General features: G+C 68.2%; 12 protein-coding genes. 7 read left to right on the top strand and 5 right to left on the bottom strand.

What is annotated here, in order from left to right; all coding sequences use genetic code 11:
- Position 1: 1 nt before the first annotated feature.
- The gene (locus ACY3FI_RS05875; protein ID WP_462549846.1) at positions 2-1,036 is read left to right on the top strand and encodes an Eco57I restriction-modification methylase domain-containing protein; all 1,035 of its coding nucleotides are present in this window, start codon (positions 2-4) and stop codon (positions 1,034-1,036) included.
- Positions 1,037-1,730: 694 nt separating this feature from the next.
- Here ACY3FI_RS05875 and ACY3FI_RS05870 read toward each other — a convergent pair.
- Both ACY3FI_RS05870 and ACY3FI_RS05865 read right to left on the bottom strand, forming a co-directional pair.
- On the bottom strand, positions 1,731-2,855 hold the full coding sequence (locus tag ACY3FI_RS05870) for an McrC family protein (RefSeq protein ID WP_462549845.1): 1,125 nt from the start codon (positions 2,853-2,855) through the stop codon (positions 1,731-1,733).
- 34 nt (positions 2,856-2,889) lie between these two features.
- Complete coding sequence (locus tag ACY3FI_RS05865) at positions 2,890-5,013, bottom strand: AAA family ATPase (protein WP_462549844.1); 2,124 nt, start codon at positions 5,011-5,013, stop codon at positions 2,890-2,892.
- Between the two features lie 180 nt (positions 5,014-5,193).
- Here ACY3FI_RS05865 and ACY3FI_RS05860 point away from each other — a divergent pair, with 180 nt between their 5' ends.
- Together ACY3FI_RS05860 and ACY3FI_RS05855 are read left to right on the top strand one after the other, a co-directional pair.
- Positions 5,194-5,736, top strand: a complete 543-nt coding sequence (locus ACY3FI_RS05860; RefSeq protein WP_462549843.1) for an HNH endonuclease — start codon at positions 5,194-5,196, stop codon at positions 5,734-5,736.
- Positions 5,737-5,842: 106 nt separating this feature from the next.
- Complete coding sequence (locus ACY3FI_RS05855; protein WP_462549842.1) at positions 5,843-7,006, top strand: DUF697 domain-containing protein; 1,164 nt, start codon at positions 5,843-5,845, stop codon at positions 7,004-7,006.
- 42 nt (positions 7,007-7,048) lie between these two features.
- Here ACY3FI_RS05855 and ACY3FI_RS05850 read toward each other — a convergent pair whose 3' ends face one another.
- Entirely contained in the window at positions 7,049-8,005 is a 957-nt protein-coding gene (locus ACY3FI_RS05850; RefSeq protein WP_462549841.1) for an AraC family transcriptional regulator, read from the bottom strand.
- A gap of 110 nt (positions 8,006-8,115) precedes the next feature.
- Here ACY3FI_RS05850 and ACY3FI_RS05845 point away from each other — a divergent pair, with 110 nt between their 5' ends.
- Together ACY3FI_RS05845 and ACY3FI_RS05840 are read left to right on the top strand one after the other, a co-directional pair.
- Positions 8,116-8,913 carry an SDR family NAD(P)-dependent oxidoreductase gene (locus tag ACY3FI_RS05845; RefSeq protein WP_462549840.1) on the top strand — a complete coding sequence of 266 codons (798 nt, stop codon included), beginning with the start codon at positions 8,116-8,118 and terminating at the stop codon, positions 8,911-8,913.
- 165 nt (positions 8,914-9,078) lie between these two features.
- Positions 9,079-9,384 (top strand): hypothetical protein, encoded by a 306-nt coding sequence (locus ACY3FI_RS05840; RefSeq protein WP_462549839.1) that lies wholly within the window; start codon positions 9,079-9,081, stop codon positions 9,382-9,384.
- Positions 9,385-9,387: 3 nt separating this feature from the next.
- Here the strand turns inward: ACY3FI_RS05840 and ACY3FI_RS05835 are convergent, their stop codons facing one another.
- Positions 9,388-9,603, bottom strand: a complete 216-nt coding sequence (locus tag ACY3FI_RS05835) for a DUF1653 domain-containing protein (protein ID WP_462549838.1) — start codon at positions 9,601-9,603, stop codon at positions 9,388-9,390.
- 216 nt (positions 9,604-9,819) lie between these two features.
- The gene (locus ACY3FI_RS05830) at positions 9,820-10,752 is read right to left on the bottom strand and encodes an NADP-dependent oxidoreductase (protein ID WP_462549837.1); all 933 of its coding nucleotides are present in this window, start codon (positions 10,750-10,752) and stop codon (positions 9,820-9,822) included.
- A gap of 162 nt (positions 10,753-10,914) precedes the next feature.
- Here ACY3FI_RS05830 and ACY3FI_RS05825 point away from each other — a divergent pair, with 162 nt between their 5' ends.
- Both ACY3FI_RS05825 and ACY3FI_RS05820 read left to right on the top strand, forming a co-directional pair.
- Complete coding sequence (locus tag ACY3FI_RS05825) at positions 10,915-11,367, top strand: very short patch repair endonuclease (protein ID WP_462549836.1); 453 nt, start codon at positions 10,915-10,917, stop codon at positions 11,365-11,367.
- A 120-nt stretch (positions 11,368-11,487) separates the two neighbouring features.
- Positions 11,488-13,911 (top strand): ATP-binding cassette domain-containing protein, encoded by a 2,424-nt coding sequence (locus ACY3FI_RS05820; protein WP_462549835.1) that lies wholly within the window; start codon positions 11,488-11,490, stop codon positions 13,909-13,911.
- Positions 13,912-14,049 lie beyond the last annotated feature (138 nt).

Below are 14,049 nucleotides of genomic sequence, written 5' to 3'. Positions count from 1 at the left end.
TATGGGCAGGAAGTTCGACGTCGTGATTGGCAACCCTCCTTACCAAGAGGAGGCGCAGGGAGACGGCACTCGTGACACGCCCGTCTACCACCAGTTCATGAACGCGGCCTACGAGGTCGCCAGCAAAGCAGTGCTTATCACGCCGGCCCGCTTCCTTTTCGACGCCGGGTTCACCCCGAAGGCGTGGAACGAGAAAATGCTCGCAGACCGGCACCTGAGCGTTCCGCACTACGTACCCAATAGCAACGACCTTTTCCCGGGAACCGACATCAAGGGTGGAATCGCGGTCACCTACTGGGACGAAGAGCGTGACGATGAGCCGATCGACACGTTCACCAGCTACCCCGAGCTCAACCAAATTCTCCACAAGGTGAACGCGGCCAACGGTAGGTCGATTGCCCCTGCCATCACAAGCTCGCGCTCGTTCCGCTACACCGATGCATTGTACGGGGAGCACCCTCAGGCACGAGCGCTCCGCCCGGATGGCAACGCAGCTCTGGTGAACACGAACACGTTCGAGCAGTTTTCTTTCCTGTATCATGCAATACAGCCCCATGACGGAAACGATTATGTTCGCGTACTTGGTCTTGTCAAGAACCGCCGGCTCACACGTTGGATCCTCAAGGAGTATATGACCGGTCCGGCGAGCTTCCATAGCTTCAAGGTCGTTCTGCCAGCAGCGAATGGGTCCGGAGCTCTTGGTGAAGTGCTTTCGAATCCGCTTGTGGCGGAGCCGGAGGTTGCCGTTACTCAGACGTTCATAACGATCGGGGCGTTTGAGGATCAAGCCCATGCTCGAGCCTGCCTCAACTATGTGAAAACCAAATTTGCGCGCGCCATGCTCGGCATCCTGAAGATTACGCAGCACAACCCAGCGAAGGTTTGGAAGCACGTTCCGCTTCAGAACTTCACGGAGACATCAGACATTGATTGGAGCAGGTCGATCCTTGACATCGACCAGCAGCTGTACGCGAAGTACAAGCTCGACGCGGCAGAGGTCGAGTTCATCGAGTCTCGAGTAAAGCCAATGGAGTAAGGCGCCTAACCGACGCAAACAACACATACGAGAGACGGTACGAAGACTCGCGACTATCGGCGCTCACCGTGGTGTCGAGAGTTTGCTCTCCGTTTGAGGTCGTTATCCACCGCCATACCACCGTCGCTAACGGTTAAACTGCCCGTGCCGTGACGGCGACCGCCGCCCGACGCTCAGTTCAGCACTCCCGTATGAGATGGAAATCGCGGCGAAGCAACGACTGTGGCATCGCGAGCAACGATGCCCCCGTTGGCGCCCCAGCCAATGGCTTACCGCCGAGCCTCGTTCTCGTTGATGTAACTCCGGGGGGTCATGCCGGGCGCTCCTCGAAGGGAGCGAACGGATAGCAGTCGCTGGCTCAGAGCACGCGGGCGGGTCAGTCGAACGGCCAAAACTGTGTCACGACCCGGAGAGCAAGACGGTTGCGGAGACGACGACCGAGGTAATGGAGGCGTTCAATGCGGCCGTCCTGATTGAAGCTTGCTCGATTTCCAGCAGGCGAAGGACGTCTAAACGGCGGATGAGGGGCAAGCCGCGCCCAAACGTCCTCAGGTGCTGTAACACGCCGAGCAGTTGAGCGATAGGGCCAGCGAGCGGCGCGGCTAATGCGCTGATCCGAGGGATGCCGCCGCCGGGCGATGCCGACGTCAACGCGACCAAGCAATCGCGGTTGAAGGAATTACACGGGTATCCATCACGGGCGCGCAACTACCCGGGTCATGTCACCGATCTGTCCGACCAGAACAGGAGGGGCAGCGTCGACCCGCACCGCGTGCAGCCAGATTGACGGACCGTTGAGGAGCTGCGAGCGACCCTCATGTCCTCGATCCGCCACGTAAACCAGATGCCCGACGTCCAACCCGAACCTCCGGCAGTACGCCGCCATCTGGTACAGATCTGCATTCGGGTACTGCCCGTGCTTCTCGACCTTGTACTTCACGTCGATGCACGCCCGCACCTCCCCGTCGACGAGCCACACGAGGTCCGGCGCGATCTTCACCGTCCCCTCGACATCGAGCGTCGACGCGTACTGCGCCACGAGCTCTCCCCCGTACGGCCGGAAAGCCTCCCGCAGCGCAGCGGTCACGAAGTCCTCGAACACCGACCACATGTCGACGAGGAACCCGGCACCCACAAGCGACCCGGCACGCTGCTCGATTGACGCTCCCGACAACACGAGCGATGCCAATGGCAGCACCGCCGAGTACCGTGCGTTCCGCCGATCCGGGCGGACCACGAGCACCGGCGCTCCGAACGGGATCACCGTCACCCCGTCGAGCACACGCACAACCCGCCGCAACCGCCCGACGACGTCGGCTGGGACCCCTGGCAGCCGCAGCAAGCGCGTCGCCGCGGTCAGCACGAGCTGGTTCTCCGCGATGTCCTCCACGTAGTCGTCGAACGACACCTCGACCGGCAGCGGCTGCCCGCCCCGCCGGGTGAGTTGGTCCCCGATCCGCCACCGACCCCGCACGAGCGGCAGCGCATCGTCCCGCGTCACGTACCCCCGGAGTGCACCACCGGCGAGCGCCCGCGAGGCCTGCCGCTCGAACGCGTGCGCCAGCGCGGGCACGAGGTCCTCGTCGGCCGCGAAGCCGAAGTCCTCGCCCTCCCAGATCGCACTCCCTGCGCGCGCATACCCGAGCATCGCGAACAGCCGTCGCACCGGCGTCTTCGGCCGGATCCACACGTCGTGGCCGGCGATCCGCACGACCCCGACCTTCCGCACACCGCTGACGCGGTACTCATCGGCGACGAAGGTCGGTGAGACATCGGCGATCCGCGCGGCGACGAGACCGGCCGCGACCTCGCGCGGCATCCGATGCAGCGTCGGTTGGTCCGCCTCCCGCAGCTCAACCCGCGGCGTCGGCACCTTCGGCCCCGTCCGCGACGGAGGGCGCCGCCTGGCGACGCAGCGCTGCCAGGCCGTACCGCGCCTCCAGGTCGACGCCGGCGCCGTAGTGGTGCTCTGCGAGGAGCGGCAGGATCTCGTACCGCCACACGTCGGCGATGCCGCCGTCGTCGAGGTCGCGCATCAGGAAGGACGGGCCCACCTTGGCGTCGTAGTCCGAGATGGCTGCGTTGAGACGGCGCAGCAGTTCAGGGCGGTCGTCCTGGAGGCGCTGAGTCGCGACCCAGCCAGCCAGCACGTTGTCGACGGGGCTGGTTTCCGGATGCAGCTCGATGAAAGCGAAGCGCCGCCGCATGGCGGCGTCGAGCATCGCGATCGAGCGGTCGGCAGTGTTCATGGTGCCGATGACGAAGATGTTGCTCGGCAGGGTGAAGGGCTCGTCGCTATAGAGCAGCGAGATCTCGCTGTCGCGGTACTCGAGCAGGAAGTAGAGCTCGCCGAACACCTTTGCGATGTTGCCGCGGTTGATCTCGTCGATGACGAGGAAGTAGTTCGCCTCAGGGTTGGCGGCGGCTGCGTCCGCGAGTCGGCGGAGCGGGCCCTTGCGGAGCGTGAAAGCGAGGTTGCCGCTCTCGTCGTTCGCGACGGGCCGGAAGCCCTCAAAGAAGTCCTCGTACGAGTACGTGGGGTGGAACTGGACGATGATCGTGTCGCCGTCCGTGCCGTCGGTGACGTGCTTCGACAAAGCCTGGGCGAGAAAGGTCTTGCCGGTACCGGGTGGGCCGTAGAGGATGACCTGCTTGCGGCGCTCGATGAGGTCGAGGGTGTCCTGGAGCCACAGCGCGGGCATATGGAGGGCGGCGGCCAACTCACCATTCACGTGTGTGAAGGGGGTCCGGACGCCCTGCTTCAGATGAGGATCGACCGGACCCTGAAGAGGACCCGGGTGCGGCAGCGGCCCCGGTGGCGTCGGTGCTATGCGCCACCGCGAGAGCAGCGGATTCTTGTAGAAGAGCGCCGCCCCCTTCGCCTTCTGCTGCAGCGCGATGGTGACCTGCTGGAAGGCCTCGTCCGGGTCGTCTTCCATCTGTCCTTCGATCTCACCTGCGAACGCAGAGCGGATCGCTGCGCGGTCGTCACTGGAAACGACCTCCCCGAAGAATCCGGGATGCACAAGTAGGAGGAGCTCATTGCGTTGGATGGGCAGGGACGTTCCAGGCAGGGCCGTGACGACATCTCGCCATGCCGTGGGATCATCGAGCGCCCGGTCGCGCTCCTCCTCACCGAGCCGGAGCCACGCGTCGACACATTCGATGAGGACGGACGTCGCCGCGAACATGTGCCCGGAGATGCCCTGCCCGGGGTTGAAGCTCCACGAGCGGAATGCCTCGTCGATCTCGGCCGGGATGGTGACTGGGTGCTCCATCCGCTCGAGCAGGAACGTCACCCGCTCGCGCTTCTTCCGCTCCCCTGGTTGTTCGAGCGGGAGGACCTGCCAGCACAGCAATTCAGCCATGAGGAGCTTCGCGTCGTCGCTGGCGCCGTCGAACTGGGTCGCCACCTTCTCGAGGAACACCGCGCCGTCGACCTCGGGCCTCCCGATGAAACGACTGCGAAGTTCAGCGACGACTTCGCCGCGCCAGACGCCTCGCCCCGGGGCGAAGACCGAGTCGAGCTGACAGAGGCCACGGTCGACGAAGATTGCGCTGGTCGAACGGATCATCTCCGCGCGCCAGTTCGGGGGAACGATCTCCGTCGCGAGCCGAAGCTCAAGGTTCTCTTTGCGCTGCCTGTCGAACTCCCGCTGCCGCGCGTTGAGGACCGCGCCGAAGTCCTCGGTCGACACGTCGATGCCGCTGTACTCCCGACCGAGATCCGTCACGCGCCATTCGCCGCGTCGCGGCTTCTCGAGAAAGCCTGCGTTGACCAGGCCTGCCGAGCCCCAAAAAAAATCCGAGTCACCGAGCGGCTTGTCCTTTGAATTGGGCTTCAGCTCGTCGCCTTCGAGGGGCACGAGCGTCTTCACGTGCTCCCAGACATCCAGCCTGGCTCCGCTCCCGCCTTGCTCGTCGAGGAAGCGAAGCGCGGCACGGAGCCGCTCGAGTCGATTCTCAGCTCGGGTCACAGGTCAGCTCCTCGTCGTGCGGCAGGTGACAGTCTGCTGGACCAGGGACGAGAAACGAAAGTAGCCGCGGCGGAACCGCGTGGTCACGCCCCCGAACGGGTTCTACCGTGACCTTGCGATCGGGCGGGAAGATCGATTCCGTGTCGAGCATCTGAGCGACACGGACAGGGGAAGAGCTTCGTGCTGCGCAGGGCCGAGAACATCTCGATCAAACACCGCGTCAATCTGCTCACGCGGCGCGGACGGGTGCAGATGACGCTTGGTCGCCAGACTTACTACGTCGGCAGCAAGCTCCGCAAGCAAGAGTTCGGCGCTGCGATCGAGCAGTCCATGGACAGGCCGGTCTACATCGGTCGAGTCAAGGAGCGGCAGTACTGGCGCTTGCGCAACCGATGGTTCTGGGACAATGATCGGCTCACCCCCGAGCAGGTCTTCGCTTTACTGGTGTCCCGCGACCGTCGCCAAGCGTCGACAATCGCTCGAGCGCACACCATCGCCAACACGCCGACTGAGCCAGTCCGTTATCGACGTGGGGCAATCCGAGCGGACGTCAAGCAACTCGTCTGGGCTCGCGATGGCGGCCGGTGCGCGATCTGCGGCGACACCAACGAGTTGCAGTACGACCACGTCATCCCCGTCTCGCGCGGCGGAAGCAACGAAGCGAAGAACCTGCAGATACTCTGCGGGCCGTGCAACCGTCGAAAGGGCGCGGCGGTCGGCTGATCCCGTCGTCCGCCGCGGCTCGGCCTCCGAGTCGGGGCGCTTGCGGTACTTTTGCACGCAGGTCGTGATCGACCGCAATCCGTTTCCGAGAGGATCAATCGCACCGATGGCCGACCACCCCAAGAAGCGCGCCGATGACGCTCCTGAAGTCGACAGCAGTCCGTTCTTCGAAGCTAACTCGAGCGCCAAGAGCAAAATCGGTCGCTTCAACCTCGCGGTCGTCGGAGGGACTGGCGTCGGCAAGTCCTCCTTGGTGAACGCAGTATTCGGTCGAGACCTTGCGAAGGTCGGCAAGGGCATGCCCGTGACGGAAGGTGTGCACTACTACAGCGATCAGACACTCGGAATTTGGGATGTCGAAGGCTTCGAGATCGGTTCGCGGACCAGTCCAGCAGTAGCGCTACGCCATCACCTGCGATCGATCGCGGCGCAGCCTCCTGAACAGCAGATCGCCGTGGTCTGGTACTGCGTCAATTCCACTGCGGACAGGTTGACGATCGCCGACATCGAGATGATCCGCGAACTTGACTCGGCCGGGCTACCGGTCGTACTCGTTCTCACGAAAGTCGCGTGGACGAAGACCCTGAGCGGGGATTACAAGGCACCACGCGGCGTCGACGAGTTCCGGGCATGGCTCGAGGACCCGAAAGACAGCGATGAGCACTCGATAGAGATTCCGCTGCGGAGCATCGTCCTCACCGCAACCCAAGGCAGGAACGGAAAGGGCTCGGGTCATGGACTCGGCGATCTGCTGACGGAGACGCTTGCCCTTTCACCCGACGACGCGAAGGACGCGTTTCGTGTCGCACAACGCCTCAACCTTCCTTGGAAGCGCCAGCTCGCTCGTCCAGTCGTCGCTGCGGCTGCTACAGCGGCAGCTGCCGCGGCGGCCGTCCCGATTCCAGTCGCCGACGCAGTCACGCTCGCGCCGATCCAACTCGGAATGATGGGGCGGATCGCGGCCATCTACGACCTCGAGTTCAAGACCATGCTCTCCGTGACGACCGTCGCGCAACTCGGTGCTCAGATCGCTGGCAAGGCTCTGGCTCGTAGTTTCATCAAGCTGATTCCGGGTGCCGGAAGCGCGGTGAGCGCTTCGGTAGCAGCCGCTTTGACGTACGCAGCCGGCGAAGCCTGGGTTCGACTCTGCGAGCAGATCCATACCGGCAAAGTCGACATCTCGCAGATCGACAAAGTCTGGGCTGACTACAGTCCCTCCCTCGTGAGCGTTGTTCGAAAGCTCATGGAACAGCGCACCGGCCGCGCCTGACGCCTGCCCGACTCTGCCGGCGCGCTCCCGGATGGCAACCGTTCAAACCGCCGCAGCCAACCCCAACTCTCCCCGCACCACCACCGCATCCGCCGCCGGCGGCCGCCCGTACGCCTCCCGGTAGTCCCGCGAGAAGTGCGACGCACTCCGGAATCCCACCGCGGCGGCAGCCGCCGCCGCGGTGGCACCGTGCACGACCATCCGCCGCCGCGCCTCCCCCAGCCGCGTCCGCTTGAGGTACTGCGCCGGCGACATCCCCGTCGCCTCCTTGAACCGGGCGAACAACGTCGACTCGCTCACCCGGAGCTCCCGCGCGAGCCGGTCCATCGACCACGACTCGTCCATCCGACCGTTGAGCAGCGCCGTCGCCCCGGCCACGACCGAGCTGCCGGTCCCGTCGAGCGCCGCGGTGATCCGGGGTGCCTGGGGCGTCTGGAGCAACCGGAGAACGATCTCGCGCGAGACGAGCGGGAACAGCACCGGGATCTCCTCCGGCGCGTCGAGCAGCGCGAGGAGCCGAGCGAACGCATCGGCGAGCGGCGCCGTCCACGAGCCGAGTCGAGGGACCGAAGCCCCCAGAGCGCCCGCTCCAGCCCCGGCGACCGCCATCGACGCCACGACCTCCCCCACCACGATCGGATCGAGCTTCCACACCGCGGACACGAACCCGTCCTCTCCCGCGGTGTCGATCACCCCCGCGACGACCGGCAGGTCGACCGGCGTGATGATGAAGTGCTCCCGCCCCCACTGCTGGTCGTCCTCCCCGACGATCGACCGCTTGCGCCCGCGCAGGACGACCGACAGCGACGGCACGTACCGCCGGTCGAACATCCCGGTCGGCTCGTGCTCCCGCGACACGGTCAGGCCGAGCGCGTCGGCGTGATGCGCAGACCCCGGACGAGCCGACACCTCGGCGGTCGACGAGGGGTGCAGCACCGCAGCGTGGGAGGACGCGATCGCGGCCGCCCGGTCGAGGTGCTGCTCGGTGAGGTCGTTCACGGACCCAACCTAACCAGCGAGGGTCCTCCGATCGGAGGATCACGGGATCCGGCAAGCATCCTCCGGGTCCAGGCAACGACCATGACCTCGGGCCGGCCGACGATCGACCCATGACCACGACGAACACCCAAAACCCCCGGAACACCCAGGACGCCCAGAGCACCCCGCGCACCGCCCTCGTCACCGGCGCCTCGAGCGGCATCGGCGAGGCGATCGCCCGCGAACTCGCCGCCGCCGGCCTCACCGTAGCCGTGCACGGCCGCGACGAACACCGCACTCGTGCTGTCGCCGAGGACATCGTCCGACAGGGCGGTCGCGCCGTCGCCGTCACCGCCGACCTCTCCAGCAGCGCCGACGACGTCCGCACCCTCGCCACCACCGCGCGTGACCTGCTCGGAGGACACGTCGACGTGCTCGTGAACAACGCCGGCATCTACCCCGGCGGGCCGACCGAGTCGATCGACGACGCCACTGTCGACGCCCTCCTCGCCACGAACATCCGGGCGCCGCACGTCCTCGTCGGCGCGCTCGCTCCCGCGATGGTCGAGCGCGGCAGCGGCAACATCGTGAACATCGGATCGTGGATGGCCCGGGTCGGCGTGCCGTTCATGGCGCTATACCCGGCGACGAAGGCAGCGGTCGAACAGCTCACTCGTGCCTGGGCGGCGGAGTACGGGCAGCGCGGCGTCCGCGTCGTCACCGTGGCGCCTGGCGCGACCGCGACGCCGGGGAACGCGGATGCGGCGGAGGTCCTCGCGGCGATGACGCAGGGCACCCCCGCGGGCGTCCCGGTACAGCCGGTCGACATCGCCCGCGCGGTCCGCTGGGCGGTGTCGGATGAGGCCGCCTTCCTGCACGGCGGCGCCATCGACGTCGACGGCGGCATCGCGTCGACGCGTCTCGCCTGAGACCGGACTCGGCAACGAACTGGAGGCGCCGCGCCACAGCCGGCACCGCGCCGCAGGGCTGTCACCAGCCGGACCGCTCGGTATTGATGTTTCAGCTAGGAGGAGCTAGAACTTGCATCGCGGCGAAGGGCCGCAGTTCGACATCACCAGTCGTCAGGAGACACCATGACCCCGTTGCGCTTCACGCTCGTCGTTCTCGCGTCGATGATCGCCAGCGCCGTGACACTCGTCGTCGCGGTGATCGTCACGACGAGCCTCGCTGCCATCACCGAGGTACCTACTCGTATTCCCGGCCTCGTCACTGCCTCGGTCGGTGGCGGATCCGACCTCGCGGCAGCGTCGACGGGTGGCGCGACGATCGTCTGGTTCATCGGCGTCACGCTCGCGTTCGTCGCGGCCGAACTGCTCAGAAATCGTCGACGACGCGGCCCGCTTGAGCGATTCACTCCTTCGTCGGACCGGCCTGGCTGATGGTCACGACAGACGGGAGAAGCGTGGCCCCTCGTACCCGGCGCGGGACACGGTCGACGTGAAGTCAGCCAGCGACCGGACCCAGTGCCCCCGCTCTCCGTACAGCGCCCGGTACACGACGACCGGTTCCTCGGTCTCGACGTCCTTCGCCACGAGGACTACTTCGTACTCCGCGCCTTTGAAGTGCCGGTACCGCCCAGGCGTCACGTCGCTGCTCACGCGGCCCGATGGTAGCGGGACGATCGTCGAGGCCGGGCAAGCCGCACTGTCGGTATCCCGATGGCGCCCGGGCGCGAACGGCGCGCCACCGATCAGGCGCGCGGGATCGCGTCGAGGCGCGTCGCCTGAGACCGGACCAAAATGACGGATTGGAGGCGCGGTGCCAGCTGGCACCGCGCCTCCAGTCCGATCGTCGGTCGCCGAGGCGACCCGACCTCACCAGGTGAGCACGAACCGCCCCCGCGTCCCGCCCGCCTCGAGCCGCTCGTGCGCCTCCGCCGCCCGCGCAGCGGGCAGCACCTCAGCGACGCGCGGTGTGAGGACCCCGTCCTCCACCGCCTGCCGCAGCTCCTCGAGCAGGTCGAACGACGTGTACTCCGAGAACACCATGATCCGCTCGAACCGGATGCCGCGGGCGCCGTTGCCCTCCCAGCCCCGCACGTCAGCGAAGAAGCCTCCGTCGCGGACCGCGTCGACGACCTCCTCCCGCTGCACCGCGGCGTCGGCGAGCGCGTCGACTCCGTCGGGCACGACGGCGCGTACCGCTGCGGCGAACCCGTCGCCACGCCGCACGACGTGGTCAGGCTCGAGGGAGCGCACGAGGTCCTCGTCCTTCGGCGCAGCGTCGGCGATCACCGTGATGCCCCGCTGCTTCGCGAGCTGCACGACGTAGTTGCCGAGCAGGCCTGCAGCACCGGTGACGGCGAGCGTGTCGCCCTCGGACAGCCCGGCGCGGGCGAGGATCTGCAGCGCAGTGAGCCCGTTCATCGGAACGGTCGCGGCCTCGTCGATCGACAGCCCCGCCGGGATCCGCGTGAACGACCCGACCGGCGCGACCAGGTGTTCGACGTACGCCCCGCCGTGCTCCGACAGCGGGAGTGCCATCGCCATGACCTGGTCGCCGACCTCCCAGCCCTCGACGCCTTCGCCGACCTCGTCGATGGTGCCGGCGGCGTCCATCCCGGGGACGTACGGGGGCGAGGCCTTCGACGAGTCCCGCTCCCCCGCTCGCACCCCCGTGTCGGTCGGGTTGACGGCGAACGCCTGCACCCGGATCCGGACGGTGCCCGAGCCGGCGTGCGGCTCCGGGACCTCGTGGACGGCGAGGGCTTCGGGCCCTCCGAACGTTTCGACTCCGACGACCTGCATCCTCCCGGTCTACCCGGGCACCGTCTGTGCCACCTGTCGGCCGGGAGGTGCGGTGCCAGTCGACACCGCGCCTCCCGTCCGTCCTGGGGTCGCAGTCACCGCTCCTCCACAGATCCACACGGCGGTCACCACCGCGAAGGCCGGGCGGCCTACCGTCGGAGGATGCAGCGGTGGGAGGCGTCCGACGAACGGCGGCGTCACATGGCTCGCTTCGGCCGCCGTGACACCGCTCCGGAGCTCGCCCTCCGTCGGCTCCTGCACGCCCGCGGCCGCCGGTTCTTCGTCGACCGCATGGTCAGCAGACGGACGCGCGCCCGCCCCGACCTCGTCTTCCCTCGGGCGCGCATCGCCGTCTTCGTCGACGGCTGCTTCTGGCACCACTGCGAGGAACACACCCATCTCCCGAAGTCCAATGCCGAGCTGTGGCGGACGAAGCTCCTCGCCAACCGGCAGCGCGACGCCGAGCACGACGCCGTTCTCCTCTCGGAGGGCTGGCGCGTCATCCGGGCGTGGGAGCACGAGGACACGGCCGCTGCCGCGGACGCAGTCGAACGAGCGCTCGACTCCTGGGCGGCGATCACGGGCGCTCACCACCGGGCGCGGGCGATGCCCTGAGGGTGCCCCCGCACCGGACAGGAGGCGCGCCACCCGCCCGCCCCGCGCCTCCCGTCCGCCCCAGGGTCACCACGAGAGCACGCCGGTCGCGACCCAGCCGCCCCGCCTACGCTCGGGTGAATGGCCGCCCCGCACCACCCCACGTCCGCCGCCGGCTCCGAACCCGACCCGTTCATCCGCGTCCGCGGCGCCCGTGAGCACAACCTGCAGGACATCGACGTCGACATCCCCCGCGACCGCATCGTCGCCTTCACGGGCGTCTCCGGCTCCGGCAAGTCGAGCCTTGCGTTCGGCACCGTCTTCGCCGAGGCCCAGCGCCGCTTCCTCGAGTCCGTCGCCCCGTACGCGCGCCGGCTCATCGCGCAGGGCAGCACACCCCACGTCGACGAGATCACCGGTCTCCCCCCGGCGGTCGCCCTGCAGCAGCGCCGCGGCGCCCCGAGCACCCGCTCGACCGTCGGCACGCTCACGACGCTGAGCAACTCGGTCCGCATGCTGTACTCGCGCGCCGGCACCTACCCGGAGGGCGCGACGCAGCTCTACTCGGACTCGTTCTCCCCGAACACCGTCACCGGAGCCTGTCCGCGCTGCCACGGTCTGGGCATCGCCCACGAGGTGACCGAGGACTCCGCGGTGCACGACCCGTCGCTCTCCATCCGCGACGGCGCGATCACCGCATGGCCGGGGGCATGGCAGGGCAAGAACCTCCGTGACGTGACGGCGGTGCTCGGCTACGACATCGAGCGGCCGTGGCGGGATCTGCCGCAGGCGGACCGTGACTGGCTCCTGTTCACCGAGGAGCAGCCCGTCGTCGAGGTGCACCCGAAGCGTGACCGGGTGGCGAAGCCGTACAAGGGCCGCTTCTGGAGCGCTCGGCAGTACACGCTGCACACCCTCGCCGACTCGCAGAGCGAGACGCAGCGGAACAAGGCGCTGCGCTTCGTGGAGTCCGGGCCGTGCCAGCTCTGCCACGGGTCCGGGTTGACCCGGGCGGCCCTCGCGGTGACCTTCGGCGGACGGAGCATCGCCGAGTTCAACGCGCTGCCACTCTCCGAGGTCGCCGAGGTCCTCCGCCCTGCAGCGACACTGACCGACCCGTCCCCCGCGCAGAGCCGGGTCACGTCCGGCGAACGGTCCGAGGTGGCGAAGTCGATCGCCGCGGACCTGCTCGCCCGCGTCGAGGTGCTGACCGGGCTCGGGCTGGGCTACCTCGGGCTCGACCGGGCGACGCCGACGCTCTCCCCCGGTGAGACGCAGCGCCTCCGGATCGCCACGCAGCTCCGGTCGGGGCTGTTCGGCGTGGTCTACGTGCTCGACGAGCCGAGCGCCGGCCTGCACCCGGCGGACGCGGAGTCCCTCGTCCAGGTGCTCGAGGACCTCCGCGCGAGCGGCAACAGCGTGTTCGTGGTCGAGCACGACATGGACATCGTCCGACAGGCCGACTGGATCGTCGACGTCGGACCGGGCGCGGGTTCCGGTGGCGGCAGGGTGCTCTACAGCGGCCCGCCCGAGGGCCTCGCCGAGGTGTCGGAGAGCGTCACCCGTCGCTACCTGCAGCCCGGCGGCGAGCGCCCCGAGCACGAGCCGCGTCCGCCGGTCGGCACCCTCGAGATCCGCGACGCGACCCTCCACAACCTGGACCACCTCGACGTCGACCTGCCCCTCGGGGTGATGACCGCGGTGACCGGCGTCTCCGGCTCCGGCAAGTCGTCGCTCGTCGGCGGGGTCCTCCGATCGGTCGCGGCCCAGCACCCCCTCGTGAGCCGCGTGGTCGAGGTCGACCAGAAGCCGATCGGCCGCACACCCCGGTCGAACCTCGCCACCTACACGGGCATGTTCGACGCCGTGCGGCAGGCGTTCGCGGCGACAGCGGACGCCCGGGAACGCGGCTGGACCGCCGGGCGCTTCTCGTTCAACGTCGAGGGCGGCCGGTGCGAGGTCTGCCAGGGCGAAGGCTCCGTCTCCGTCGAGCTCCTCTTCCTGCCGGGCAGTTGGGCGCCCTGCCCGGAGTGCCACGGCACTCGGTACAACGCCGAGACCCTCGAGGTCCGCCGCAACGACGCGACCATCGCGGACGTGCTCGGCATGACGGTCGACGAGGCAGCCGAGGCACTCGACGACCTCCCTGCCGCCACACGCGCGCTCGACGCCCTGCGCAGCGTCGGCCTCGGCTACCTCCGCCTCGGGCAGCCCGCGCCGGAGCTCTCCGGCGGCGAGGCGCAGCGCATCAAGCTCGCCACCGAACTCCAGCGTGCGCGGACTGGTCACACGCTCTACCTGCTCGACGAGCCGACCACGGGGCTGCACCCGGCGGACGTGGAACTGCTCACCGCGCAGCTCGCGCGGCTGACCGATGCCGGCAACACCGTCGTCGTGGTCGAGCACGTGATGTCCGTCGTCGCACAGGCCGACCACGTCGTCGACATGGGGCCGGCGGGCGGGGACGACGGTGGTCGCGTGGTGGCGTCGGGCTCGCCGGCCGAGGTGGCGGCGTCGGCAGACAGCCGGACCGCACCGTACCTGCGGGCGGCGCTCGGCCGCTGACCAGCCGGCACCGCCGACCGACGGGAGGCGCGGTGCGAGCCCGCACCGCGCCTCCCGTCCGCCGGTCGGTCGAGTCCACCGCATCCGGTCGCCTCATCGCATCCGGTCGCCTCGTCGACACTGGTTCGGCGGGGCGGA

It is taken from the genome of Curtobacterium sp. RM9, from assembly GCF_054956955.1.
Note: the sequence above shows the minus strand (reverse complement) of the source record. Positions and strands in the feature narration are given on the sequence as shown.

Coding starts and splice junctions, on each gene's coding strand:
- ACY3FI_RS05845 (WP_462549840.1), top strand. CDS start 8,116: ATGACCACGACGAACACCCAAAACCCCCGGAACACCCAGGACGCCCAG.
- ACY3FI_RS05830 (WP_462549837.1), bottom strand. CDS start 10,752: ATGCAGGTCGTCGGAGTCGAAACGTTCGGAGGGCCCGAAGCCCTCGCC.
- ACY3FI_RS05870 (WP_462549845.1), bottom strand. CDS start 2,855: ATGCCGCGCGAGGTCGCGGCCGGTCTCGTCGCCGCGCGGATCGCCGAT.
- ACY3FI_RS05840 (WP_462549839.1), top strand. CDS start 9,079: ATGACCCCGTTGCGCTTCACGCTCGTCGTTCTCGCGTCGATGATCGCC.
- ACY3FI_RS05855 (WP_462549842.1), top strand. CDS start 5,843: ATGGCCGACCACCCCAAGAAGCGCGCCGATGACGCTCCTGAAGTCGAC.
- ACY3FI_RS05875 (WP_462549846.1), top strand. CDS start 2: ATGGGCAGGAAGTTCGACGTCGTGATTGGCAACCCTCCTTACCAAGAG.
- ACY3FI_RS05820 (WP_462549835.1), top strand. CDS start 11,488: ATGGCCGCCCCGCACCACCCCACGTCCGCCGCCGGCTCCGAACCCGAC.
- ACY3FI_RS05825 (WP_462549836.1), top strand. CDS start 10,915: ATGCAGCGGTGGGAGGCGTCCGACGAACGGCGGCGTCACATGGCTCGC.